Genomic DNA, 10,535 nt, shown 5'->3' on the forward strand with positions numbered 1-10,535 from the left:
GCCAGGCGCGATCGCCCGGGCGGCGAGCGCCATGTCGAGCGCCGCGAGAGCCAAGTCAGCTTTGAGATGGTCCGCCAGCGCCCAGCCCACCACGCGGCGGCTCCAGGCGTCGAGGATCACGGCGAGATAGACGAAACCCTCCGCCAGCCGCACGTAGGTGATGTCGGCCACCCACAGCTGGTTCGCGCCCGTGGGCATCATCTTGCGCGCCAGATTGGGGTAGACGCTGAAACGATGCCGGCTGTCGGTCGTCGGCGGACGGAACGTGCGCCCGGTGATGCACAGCAGATTGTCGGTCTGCCGGAGGCGCTGCACGCGCTTGTGATTCACCGCCCAGCCGGACTGGCGCAGCAGCGCCGTGATTCGGCGATAGCCGTAGAAGCGATGCTCGAGCGACAGGCGCTGCACCTCGTCGCGCACCGCCGTCTCCTCCCGCGCCGGCTGTGACGCCTGCCAGTGCCGGTAATAGCCGGCACGGCTGACGCCGGCCAAACGGCACATCCGTTCGATCCCAAGCGCGCCTTGCCGCTCGGCCTGCGTCTGGATCACGACGTAGATCCCGTCCCGCCAGACCCGCCGCTCGTGCGACGATGTCCCGCGAAGTGCTGCAAGGCTGCTCGAAAAAAATCCAGCTCCAGCGCCTGCTGCGCGACCTTCCGCTCCAGCTCGGGAGTGCCCGCCGGTACCGCCGGAGCATCCTTGACCCCGGCGCCGATCGCGCGGTCGCCCGCATCCAGGACTCGCGCCGGCAGTCCCTTGCGCACCCGCTCGCCGGGAAACAGCAACGCATCCGCGCCGCCGATCTGAAAAGCGCGATTCCACTTGTAGAGAAGCCCGCGATCAATCCCGAGCTCTGCCGCCAGGCCCGCCACGTCCAACGCGTCCTGCATCCGCGCCACCGCCGAAAGCTTGAACGCCTGCGTATGCCGTCGTCGCCTCGCCACACCAGCCTCCTTGCTCAGTGTGTCTTAGCTCAGTGTCTCACTTTTGGGGGTCACTCCATGGCCCATGCAGAACCTTCGCGGCTTTGCGGCTTTGCGTGGGATCCTTCTTCTCTTCTTATCTCGGGCGAGCGGGTGCGCCTTCGCCCCGTCGAACGGGCGAACGAGCCCCTCGGACCCGTCGAGGGTCCTCGGTGCTGCCCCACCCCTGGCCCCTCCCCAATGGGGAGGGGGGGAAGTAGAGGTGCGGGTCCCTCCCGTTACCGGCTCTTCGCCTCGAGCCAGCGGGAGATGTCCGGCAGGCGCTCGGTCTTGACCCGGACGCGGTCGCGGATACCGGCGATGGCGGTGTCGGCGGGGCGGCGCGATTCCGGGGTGAGGTAGCGGCGGGCGTAATCCTCGATCTTGTCGACCATCTTCGGATCGGACGAGCCGGCGCCGAGCTGGGCGAAATAGCGCGAGCGCGACGAGATATCGACCAGGCCCTCGACTCTCTCGCGGTTGGCGATGGCGAAATCGAAGGCGAGATCGGGATGCTCGCCGGCGACGGCGCTGACGATGCCGGCGCTGGTCGTCGCGCCCGGCTCGTCGGTCAGCGCGAGGGCGAGGGCGCGCTGCGCCAGCGCCGGATCGCGGTTGACGCCGAGCAGGCGGTAGAGCTGCGCCTTGACCAAAGGATTGGTCTCGGCGCGGGCCTGGGCGCGGATCTTTTCCCAGCCGGCCGCGTCGACGTTCTGGGCCACGACGGCGGTGATCGTGGAGCGCAGCGGGCCGGCGGCGGCGAGCGGATCGTTGGCGGCATAGAGGCGGTTCGCCTCGCGCACCACGGCCGGATCGCCCATGTAGCCCAGGGTCGAGATCAGCTGCGAGCGCAGCACCGGGATGGTCGGCGCCTCGCCGGCCTTGGTTCTCCAGCCGATCCGGTTCAGCACCGGCCCGAGCTTCGCCGAGGCGTAAGCGGCGATCATGCGCTGGTGGGCGGCATCGCCCTCGTAGCGGCCGTAGATGCCGGCGAGGATCGACTGGACGCGGGCCCAGACCTGCGGATTGGCGTTGGCCGGCACCGCATCGACCATGTCGAGCGCCTCGGCGGCCGACTGGTAGCCGGCGAGGCCGAGGCCCCATTGATCGGCGAGCAGGCCGATCTGGTCGATCGGCTTAAGCCGCGGGAAGGCGGCGGTGAGCTTGTCGAGCATCGCCGGCGAATAGAGCGTCCGGTAATAGCCCGACTGGCCCGAGTTGACGACGAGGGCGCCGCAGCCGGGAACGGAGAGGGTGGCGCTGCCGCCCTCCACCAGGGTGCGCGCGTCCTTGCCGCCGACGGTGGCGGCGATCACCGGCACCCGCCAGGCGAGCGGCGCCTTTTGCGGCCGGTCGCGGGTGAACTCGCTCTGGCGCAGGGTGACGCGGGTCGCGCCGCCGGCGCAGGTCCCGTCCTCGACCCGGATCAGCGGCACGCCGGGCTGAAGGGTGAAATCATGGGCGATGGCGGTGACCGGCTTGCCCGCCGCGCCCTCGACCTTGCCCCACAGATCGTCGGTGCGCGTGTTGCCGAGGCGATAGGTGCGGATGTAGTCCTGCACGCCGCGCCGCCACGCGTCCTCGCCGACATAATCCTCGAGCATGGTGATCACCGCCTCGCCCTTCTGGTAGGTGATCGCGTCGAACGCCTGGCTGATCTGCTCGACCGTGGTCAGCTTCTGGACGATCGGATGGGTGGTCGCGACGCTGTCCAGGCCCATCGCGGCCTCGCGGCCGGCGACGATGCCGAGCTCCGGCTCCCATTCGGGGTGGAGGGCGGTGGTCGCCTTGGTCGCCATCCACGAGGCGAAGCCCTCGTTCAGCCAGAGATCGTCCCACCAGGCCATGGTGACGAGATCGCCGAACCATTGGTGCGCCATCTCGTGCGCGGCGACCTCGAAGATGCTCTGGCGGGTCGCCTCGCTGGTGATCGCCGGATCGACCAGCAGGATCGATTCGAACGAGAAGATCGCGCCCCAATTCTCCATCGCGCCGAAGAACTGGCTGCTGCCCGGGCCGGCGACGTTGTCGAGCTTGGGCAGAGGATAAGGCGTGCCGAAATAGCTGTTGTACCAAGGCAGGAGCTGGGCCGAGCCCTCGAGCGCCCAGCGGCCCTTCTCGCCGTCCCCGCGCTTGGTGACGACGCCGATCTCGGTGTCGGCGGCGGTGGTGGTGATCCGGTCGAATTCGCCGACGCCCATGAACAGCAGGTAGGAGGACATCGGCGGGGTGGTGCGGAAGGTGACCGTCTTCATGCCGCCCTCGCGCGGCTCGACGCCGGCCTGGGGCATGTTGCTGATCACGTCGTCGCCCGAGGGCACGGTGACGGTGAGCGTATAGGGGGTGCGGAACTGCGGCTCGTCCCAGCCCGGGAAGAAGCGCCGCGCGTCCGGCGCCTCGAACTGGGTGAACAGGGCGCGCTTCTTGCCCTGGGCGCTGTCGTAATCGAGCGCGAACAGGCCGGCGGCCTGGGTGTAGATCTTGCCGGCATAATCGAAGGTCAGGCGGTAGCGGCCCGGCTGCAGGGTGCGGCCGAAGCGGACGGTGGCATTCTGCTTGTCGGCGTCGACGTCGACCCGGCCGTCCTGGCCGGCGCCGGTGGTGCGGCCGTCGGCGCCGAGCGCGGCGATCGTCGCGCTGTTGAAGGTGAGATCGGCGGCGTTGACGGTGATGCTGTCGGTCGCCTGGAGCACCTCGACATCGGCGGTGGTGATGCCGGTGAAGCGCAGGTTCTGCGCGTCCGGGGTGACCGAGATGCTGTACTGGAGCGGGCGGGTGTGGCGCGGCAGCTGGGTCGGCACGTCGGCGCGGGCGGCGGCGGCCGGCGCGCGGGCGGCGCTCTCCGGCGCGGCGCGGTCATTGCTCGCGCAGGCGGCGAGGGAGAGGGAGAGGGCGAGGAGGGAAGCGGCGGCGGCAAGACGCATCGGGCGGTCTCCGGATGGTGAGATGGCGGGACTCGTGCGCGGCGGCCCCGGCGATGTCAACGCGCAGCTACGATGCTCCGGCCTCGCGCCCGATAGGGGCATCTCCCCAGCCCGTTCGGAAGTGTGCGCTGCAGGCTGACCACCCCGGCTGGGCGCTTCCTCTCCTAGTAGCCGAACACCTGTCGCGCCCGTTTGCCGCGACGTGCCCCGCACGTCGCGTGAGTGGGTGAGGTACGTCGGCGTTTTCCCTCCATCTCCTAATAGCCGAAGACGGGCGCGACCTTGTGCCCCTGGAGGACGTGGGCGCGCAGGTCCTCGGGGCTCCAGAGATGCTCGATGCCGAGCTCCGCCTGCTTGACCAGGTCGACGATCGCCGCGTTGACCGGCGCCTTGCGCTTCAGCCGCTGGGCCAGCCGGACGACCTCTCCGTTGAGGAAATCGATCTCGGTGGGGCGACCGGCGCGGATGTCGTCGGCCATCGACGAGCGCGCCTTGGCGTCGATCTTCTGGACCTTGAGGAAGAGGTTGTTGAACACGAGGTTCGGCGCGGCGATGGCGTGGGGCAGCAATTTCGGCGGGATCGGGCCGATCTGGGCGGGCGCGATTCCGGCGGCGGCGAGGACATCCAGCGCCTCGACGATCGAGGCGGCGACGACCCGGCGATAGTCGCGTTGCTTCAGCTGCTCGAGCAGGCTGCGGCCGCTGAGCGCGTTGACCGCATTGTTGAGGTTGATCAGCAATTTGCCCCAGGCGACCGCCGGCATGTCGTCGGCGAGGCGGAGCCGGGCGGGGGCGCCCTCCGGCGCGCGCGCGACCGCGGCGGCGAGGGCGCGGGTCGCGGCGTGCTCCTGGACGATCAGATCGCCGGCGACGCCCTTGTGGAAGCGGCCGTGGCCGAGATGGGCGACGTTGAACGGGACGATGCCCTGGATCACCTCGAACCGGTCCTTCAGCGCCGCGCGCAGCGTCTCGACGTTGCTGACCCCGTTCTGCAGGCTGAGCACCAGCGCGCCCTTCCTCGCATGGCGGGCGATCTCCTTTGCCGCCTCGGCCGTGCCGTGGCTCTTGACCGCGAGCACGATCAGATCGGCCCCGGCGAGCGCGGCCGGCCTGGTGCCGAAATCGACCGCGTCCGGCGCCAGCCGCGCCTGCCAGCCGGAAAAATCGGTGAGAGTGAGCCCCTCGGCGGCGACCTCCTCCGCGATTCGCGGCCGGCCGACGAAGCGCACCGCCACCCCGGCCGCCGCCCAGGCGCCGCCGACGAAGCAGCCGACCGAGCCGGCGCCGAGGATCGCGACGTTCATTTCCGCTGCCATGTCCGCCCGTCCTCCCTCATCGCGCCGGTGTGTGGCGAAGCGCGGCGCGGATCAACCATTTGTGGCGGGGCACGAAACGTGTTAGGAGAACAGGAAGGGAACAAGGAGATCGCCATGTCGAGTCTCGTTCGCTTGCCCTTCGCCGCGTTTTTGCTCCTCGCGACGGCCTCCACAGGCTGCTCGAACACGAACCCCGCGGACGAGGAGTCCAAGAACCAGCTCCAGCTGATGGACATCGCGAAGGTTCGGACAGCCGTCGAAGCAGGCGATGCCGAGGCCATGCACATTCTCGCAACGGCCTATCTGCTCGGCGGCGGTGGCGTTCCCGAAGATGACGTAAAGGCGGTACAGCTATTCCGCCGCTGTGCTGCTCTGCGAAATCCGGAATGCGAGCGGGCGATCGGACTGGCGTATCGCACCGGGCAAGGCGTTCCGGTTGATGCGGTGGAAGGGCTGCGCTGGGCTCGCCGCGCGGCAGAGCATGGAAGCAGCGACGGCTTGGCCGATGTTGCAGCCGCCTACATGTACGGAGAGGGGATCGGGAAGGATCTCGACGCCGCTTTCCAATGGTACCGCAAGGCCGCCGAAGCCGGGAACGATCGCGGCCTGACCTACGCCGGCGGCGAATATCTTTTCAGCGAACGCGTCCCGCACGATTTCGAGCGCGGACACGACTATCTTCGTCGTGCTGCGTCCCAGGGAAATCCCCGCGCAAAAGCCTATCTCGGCATGGCTCATCTGGAAGGCGTGGGCGTCCCGGCCGACGAAACGACCGCCCGGCGGCTGCTCCGGGAGGCTGCTGCATCGGACGACGCGCTGGCTCGCGACCTCCTCGCGCAGATGGATTGAACGACGGCAAACGGCGCCGTCTCGAGCGCCGCCAGGAAAGGGGCCAAGATGCTGAACCTGCTCTCCCATGTCGTGCGTAGCGTGAAGCAGGCCGTCGCGCCCGAGCCCGGGCTCGAAGACGCCGTGTCCTTGACGATGCAGAACGAGTGGCGGGCGGCTATGCCGATTCTCCGGCGCCTGTGCGACGAGGGCGACGTCGAGGCCGGGCGCTTGCTCGCCAACATTCTTGGCTTCGGTCCGCCGGACGTCGCCGATCCTGCCGAAGCATTGCGCCTCTACCGCCGCGCGGCGGAGGCCGGCTCGGCTCTGTCGCTGCTCCATATCGGCGAGCTCTACCACGTCGGCGTCGGCGTCCCGGAAGACCCGGAAACTGCCGTCGCTTACTACCGTCAGGCCGCCGAGGCCGGTCATCCTGCTGCATACGAGAGGCTCGCCGCCACCTTGTACGACGGCGACGGCGTCACGGCCGATCCCGAGGAGGCGGTCCGCTGGCTCCGCCGCGGCATCGAGGAAGGCGAGCCGGGACCTCTCTATCGCCTCGGCATAGCCTATCGCGACGGGCGCGGCGTATCGCAGGATCTCGACGAGGCGCTGCGCCTGTTCCGCGCCGGCGCAGCGCAGAACCGGGGCGAGTGCGACCACGCGCTGGGCGCGATGTACGACCAGGGGCTCGGCGTCGAAGAGGATCCGGACGAAGCCTTCCGCTGGTACATCCGCGCGTCCGCCAGTGAGGTCGCCGAGGCGCGGGCGGACGCGGGTCATTGCTATTGGCGGGGGCGCGGCGTCGAGAGGAACCCGGCGGCCGCGATGCACTTCTTCGCGGCGGCCGCCGACGCGAGCGTCGCGCGCGCGGTGAACGGCCTGGAGGAGATGCGGCAGCAGGGGTTCGCCGTCCCGCCGGTCCGACAGGGATGGGCGCAGATCGTGCCCACCGCGCCGAGTCAGCCGCGGGCGCCGACGCCCCGCGAACTGATCCAGTGGATGCGCGAGATGAATCGAACCTGCCTGTCCGAGGCGGAGGAACAGGAGATTCTCGCCGCGCTGAACGCAGCTTCGGACGGCGGCGACGACGATGCGGCGTTCATGCTCGGTGTATTCCTCGACACCGGTCGGCTGGGCTCCGAGGACACAGATGAGGCGCTTCGCCTGTTCCGCCGCGCCGCCGCGGCTGGCCATGCCGAGGCGGAGCGCAGCATCGGCGTGATGTACCAGAACGGCCGCGGCGTTCCGGCCGATCTGGACCAATGGCTGGCGTGGTGCCGGCGCGCCGCCGAGCACGGCTCGGCGCAGGCGCAGGCCGATCTCGGCGAGCTGCTCCTGGTCGGGCAGCTGCTCCGTCGCGATGTCGGCGACGGGATGATGTGGCTGGAGAAGGCGGCGGAGGGCGGCAGCACCAAGGGCATGGCCCTGCTCGGCCACGCGCTCGCCATCGGCGAACTCGTTCCTCAGGACCTGCCGCGCGCGATCGGCCTACTGCAGCAGGCCGCCGGCCTCGGCGATGCGTTCGCAATGACGACGCTCGGAATCATCTGCGCCGGCCTCGACGGCCTGCCGCTCGATCCCGACGGAGCCGAGATCTGGTTCGGCAAGGCGATCGCCGCCGGCGACGACCGGGCCGCGCCGCTGCTGGAGGCGTTCCAGGCCGAGCGCTACGAGGTGTTCTAGCTGGTACGGGGGAATGCCGGGAGGGCAGGTTGAGGGCGCGAGCCATGAGATCAGCGCATTCCGCTCTTGTCCTGGCGGCCGTGTTCGGCTGCGCGCAGCCGGGCGCGGGCGCGTCTCCGGCCGCCGACTGGTGCGCGTCGGGCGCGATCCCGCGCGACATGTCGGCCTGGACCTCGATCCCCCGCGCCAACGTCACCTTCGTCGCGATCGAGCATCAGGCGCGGGCGGTCGCCCGCCTACAGGAGCGCAGCCACGTCCGGATCAGCGCCGCCGAGGCCGCGGCGCTCACCGGATCGGCGCTGTCCGGCGCGCGCGGAGAGGCATTCCTGCTGGCGAGGGCCGGGCTGCTGGCCGCGCCCGAGGTCAGCACCCGCGACCATGTGGCGGGGGCCGACGGCCGGCTCAATTTCGTCGCCGAAATGAGCCCGGGCCGCAAAGCGTTGCTGATCTATACGCAGCAGATGGTCCCGCCTTACCCGTCGCGCCAGGTCGCGCTGGTGGTGCGGGCGCCCTCGACCGTGCGCAACGTGGCGTCCCGCTGCCTTGCCGTCCGCTGACGGGCGAAAGCGCGCGGTCGGCGGGAGGGGCGCCGCGCTCCGTGGCGGTCGCGCGCCGGTCCCCCGGTGAAACCTTTTCCGCCTCCAGCGCATTCCCCGGCGATGGCGCGGTTCTACTTCCACATCTTCAACGACGAGACGACGATCGACGAGGAGGGCCAGGAGCTGCCCGACCTCGCCGCCGCCCGCGAGGCAGCGGTCGAGGCGGCGCGGGAGCTGGTCTGCGAGTCGGTCAAGAAGGGGCACCTCAACCTCGACCACCGAATCGAGATCACCGGCGAGGGCAATGCCCGGCTGATGACGGTGACCTTCCGCGAGGCGTTCACGCTCACCGGCTGACCGGCTGACCGGAGGAGCCGCACCGGAGCGCGCGGCGAGGCGCGCGCGCCCCGCGCCGACCGCTGCCCGCAAGCGGGGCAATCGGCAACCAGCCTAACATGGGTTGGTGACGTGCGGCCTTTGGAGTGCGAGCGCGTTCCGGACCCGCAATGACCATCGACGATCCCGCCTTCCTGCGCCGGCAGGCCGACCGCTGCCGGCGTCTCGCCGAAGGCTGCGACGACGTCCGGACCGCCCGGGTGCTGCGCGACATGGCCGCCGAATATGAGGCGCGGGCGCTCGCCGCCGAGCCGGACAATCCAATGCCGACCGGGTGATCCCCGTCCGTAGTTCAACGATATCGCGCGCACCCGCCAAAAGGCCGTATCGCAGGCGCATGCACGAGAGGGAGCGCTGGGACCTGCTGACGCACGCGACGCTGTCGCGGCGCCTCGCCGCGGGCTGCCGGGACTCGCGATCGGCCGAAGCGCTCCTCGCTCTGGCCGAGGAATACGAGCGGCGCGCCCGCGCGCTCGAGCGGCGCGACGCCGCCTGAGCGGAGGGAGGGCGACCCTCGACGTCCTCCCCGCTGCGCCCGGGCCTCAGCCGCGCAGGATCTTCGCCATCGGCCGGCCCCTGGCGAGCTCGTCGATCAATTTGTCGAGGATGCGGATCTCGCGCATCAGCGGTTCCTCGATCGCCTCGACCCGGACGCCGCAGATCGTGCCGGTGACCAGGCTGCGCGCCGGGTTGAGCGCCGGCGCGCCGGCGAAGAAGGCCTCGAAATCCACACCGTCGGCGAGCACCCGCGCCAGCCCGTCTTCCGAATAGCCGGTCAGCCAGCGGACGATCTCGTCCACTTCGGCCCGCGTCCGCCCCTTCCGCTCCGCCTTCGCGACGTAGAGCGGGTACACGCTGGCGACGCTCGTTGTGTAGATGCGGTGTCCTGCCATCGGCTGCTCCCTGGGGGCGCGGGGTGGGGGGAGCCGCAGGGTAGCAAAGGCGGGGCGGAGCGCCAGCCCGGGCGGACGTGCCGGCAGGGGCGGCAATTCGAGCCCGCGCCCGATCGCAGGGCAGCGAGACTCGATGCAGGACGGATCGGCGCCTTCGCGGACGATCCCGCCGAAATCAGTCGAGAGGTCGGGCCCACTCCTGCATTCTGGCTGCAACGGGTGGGTCTATGCCGATCCAGCGGCGCCGGGTTTTCTGTCAGGTCTCCCCTCCACGATTTCGTGGAGGGGCTGGGGGTGGTTCTTGCTGCCTTCGTCCGCGCTGACGCTGCATTGAAACAGAAGAGCCACCCCCCCCAACCCGCTCCAGCAAGTGCTGGATGGGGAGCGAGGTCCGCTATGGGTAGATAGTGTTGAAAAACTCCCCTTGCTGCCGTGACTCCGCTCTGATTCAATCGTCCTGCCAGAGCGGGAGGCGAGCCGATGATGGGCGAGCGGACGGTGATGCAGGAGGCGCTGTTCTACGGGTTCAGCCTGGAGCGCCACGTCCCTGACGACCACCTGCTGCGGCGGATCGATCGGTTCGTCGATCTGGCCGACATTCGCGAGCACCTGCGGCCCTTCTACAGCGCGACAGGGCGGCCCTCGATCGATCCGGAGCTGATGATCCGTATGCTGCTGATCGGCTATTGTCTCGGCATTCGTTCCGAGCGGCGCCTCTGCGAGGAGGTGCATCTCAATCTCGCCTACCGCTGGTTCTGCCGGCTTGGCCTCGACGGGGCGGTGCCGGATCACTCGACCTTCTCGAAGAACCGACACGGCCGCTTCCGCGACAGCGATCTGCTGCGCCGGCTGTTCGAGCTCACCGTCGAGCGCTGCCTGCTCGAGGGGCTGGTCGGCGGCGAGGGCTTCGCGGTCGACGCCAGCCTGATCAAGGCCGACGCCAACCGGCAGCGGGGGGTTGCCGGCGGCGAGGGACTTCCTGCGGAGGCGA

12 protein-coding genes are annotated in these 10,535 nt (G+C 69.9%); 7 read left to right on the top strand and 5 right to left on the bottom strand.

The window, feature by feature from the left end:
- The 4 genes from E2493_RS19890 to E2493_RS19905 form a co-directional block, all read right to left on the bottom strand.
- On the bottom strand, positions 1-549 hold a 549-nt coding region (locus E2493_RS19890; protein WP_135090377.1), incomplete at its 3' end, for an IS3 family transposase.
- Positions 546-944 (bottom strand): transposase, encoded by a 399-nt coding sequence (locus E2493_RS19895; RefSeq protein WP_167737529.1) that lies wholly within the window; start codon positions 942-944, stop codon positions 546-548. The genes E2493_RS19890 and E2493_RS19895, both read right to left, overlap by 4 nt.
- 257 nt (positions 945-1,201) lie before the next feature.
- Positions 1,202-3,886: a M1 family metallopeptidase gene (locus tag E2493_RS19900; RefSeq protein ID WP_135090379.1), complete on the bottom strand. Its 2,685-nt coding sequence runs from the start codon at positions 3,884-3,886 to the stop codon at positions 1,202-1,204.
- Positions 3,887-4,143: 257 nt separating this feature from the next.
- On the bottom strand, positions 4,144-5,202 hold the full coding sequence (locus E2493_RS19905; RefSeq protein ID WP_225421607.1) for a 2-dehydropantoate 2-reductase: 1,059 nt from the start codon (positions 5,200-5,202) through the stop codon (positions 4,144-4,146).
- Positions 5,203-5,316: 114 nt separating this feature from the next.
- Between E2493_RS19905 and E2493_RS19910 the strand changes: the two genes are divergently transcribed.
- The 6 genes from E2493_RS19910 to E2493_RS21430 all read left to right on the top strand — a co-directional run bounded on the left by E2493_RS19910 (position 5,317) and on the right by E2493_RS21430 (position 9,147).
- Positions 5,317-6,051 carry a tetratricopeptide repeat protein gene (locus E2493_RS19910; RefSeq protein WP_135090381.1) on the top strand — a complete coding sequence of 245 codons (735 nt, stop codon included), beginning with the start codon at positions 5,317-5,319 and terminating at the stop codon, positions 6,049-6,051.
- A 48-nt stretch (positions 6,052-6,099) separates the two neighbouring features.
- Positions 6,100-7,716, top strand: a complete 1,617-nt coding sequence (locus E2493_RS19915; protein WP_135090383.1) for a tetratricopeptide repeat protein — start codon at positions 6,100-6,102, stop codon at positions 7,714-7,716.
- A 44-nt stretch (positions 7,717-7,760) separates the two neighbouring features.
- Positions 7,761-8,273: a hypothetical protein gene (locus E2493_RS19920; RefSeq protein ID WP_135090385.1), complete on the top strand. Its 513-nt coding sequence runs from the start codon at positions 7,761-7,763 to the stop codon at positions 8,271-8,273.
- Between the two features lie 102 nt (positions 8,274-8,375).
- Positions 8,376-8,612 carry a DUF6894 family protein gene (locus E2493_RS19925; RefSeq protein WP_135090387.1) on the top strand — a complete coding sequence of 79 codons (237 nt, stop codon included), beginning with the start codon at positions 8,376-8,378 and terminating at the stop codon, positions 8,610-8,612.
- Between the two features lie 149 nt (positions 8,613-8,761).
- Positions 8,762-8,929, top strand: a complete 168-nt coding sequence (locus tag E2493_RS21425; RefSeq protein ID WP_167737652.1) for a hypothetical protein — start codon at positions 8,762-8,764, stop codon at positions 8,927-8,929.
- A gap of 59 nt (positions 8,930-8,988) precedes the next feature.
- Positions 8,989-9,147: a hypothetical protein gene (locus E2493_RS21430; protein WP_167737653.1), complete on the top strand. Its 159-nt coding sequence runs from the start codon at positions 8,989-8,991 to the stop codon at positions 9,145-9,147.
- Positions 9,148-9,193: 46 nt separating this feature from the next.
- Here E2493_RS21430 and E2493_RS19930 read toward each other — a convergent pair whose 3' ends face one another.
- On the bottom strand, positions 9,194-9,544 hold the full coding sequence (locus E2493_RS19930; RefSeq protein WP_135090389.1) for a DUF2200 domain-containing protein: 351 nt from the start codon (positions 9,542-9,544) through the stop codon (positions 9,194-9,196).
- Between the two features lie 480 nt (positions 9,545-10,024).
- Here E2493_RS19930 and E2493_RS19935 point away from each other — a divergent pair.
- Positions 10,025-10,535, top strand: a 511-nt coding sequence (locus E2493_RS19935) for a transposase (RefSeq protein ID WP_135090391.1), incomplete at its 3' end; no start/stop codon positions are given.

Origin of the sequence: Sphingomonas parva (ex Maeng et al. 2020) (genome assembly GCF_004564275.1) — a bacterium.
Classification (GTDB): Bacteria; Pseudomonadota; Alphaproteobacteria; order Sphingomonadales; family Sphingomonadaceae; genus Allosphingosinicella; species Allosphingosinicella parva.

Excerpts from the sequence above, each read along its gene's own strand:
- E2493_RS19910 (WP_135090381.1), top strand. The coding sequence starts at position 5,317 with ATGTCGAGTCTCGTTCGCTTGCCCTTCGCCGCGTTTTTGCTCCTCGCG.
- E2493_RS19925 (WP_135090387.1), top strand. The coding sequence starts at position 8,376 with ATGGCGCGGTTCTACTTCCACATCTTCAACGACGAGACGACGATCGAC.
- E2493_RS19915 (WP_135090383.1), top strand. The coding sequence starts at position 6,100 with ATGCTGAACCTGCTCTCCCATGTCGTGCGTAGCGTGAAGCAGGCCGTC.
- E2493_RS19900 (WP_135090379.1), bottom strand. The coding sequence starts at position 3,886 with ATGCGTCTTGCCGCCGCCGCTTCCCTCCTCGCCCTCTCCCTCTCCCTC.
- E2493_RS19920 (WP_135090385.1), top strand. The coding sequence starts at position 7,761 with ATGAGATCAGCGCATTCCGCTCTTGTCCTGGCGGCCGTGTTCGGCTGC.
- E2493_RS21425 (WP_167737652.1), top strand. The coding sequence starts at position 8,762 with ATGACCATCGACGATCCCGCCTTCCTGCGCCGGCAGGCCGACCGCTGC.
- E2493_RS19905 (WP_225421607.1), bottom strand. The coding sequence starts at position 5,202 with ATGGCAGCGGAAATGAACGTCGCGATCCTCGGCGCCGGCTCGGTCGGC.
- E2493_RS19930 (WP_135090389.1), bottom strand. The coding sequence starts at position 9,544 with ATGGCAGGACACCGCATCTACACAACGAGCGTCGCCAGCGTGTACCCG.
- E2493_RS21430 (WP_167737653.1), top strand. The coding sequence starts at position 8,989 with ATGCACGAGAGGGAGCGCTGGGACCTGCTGACGCACGCGACGCTGTCG.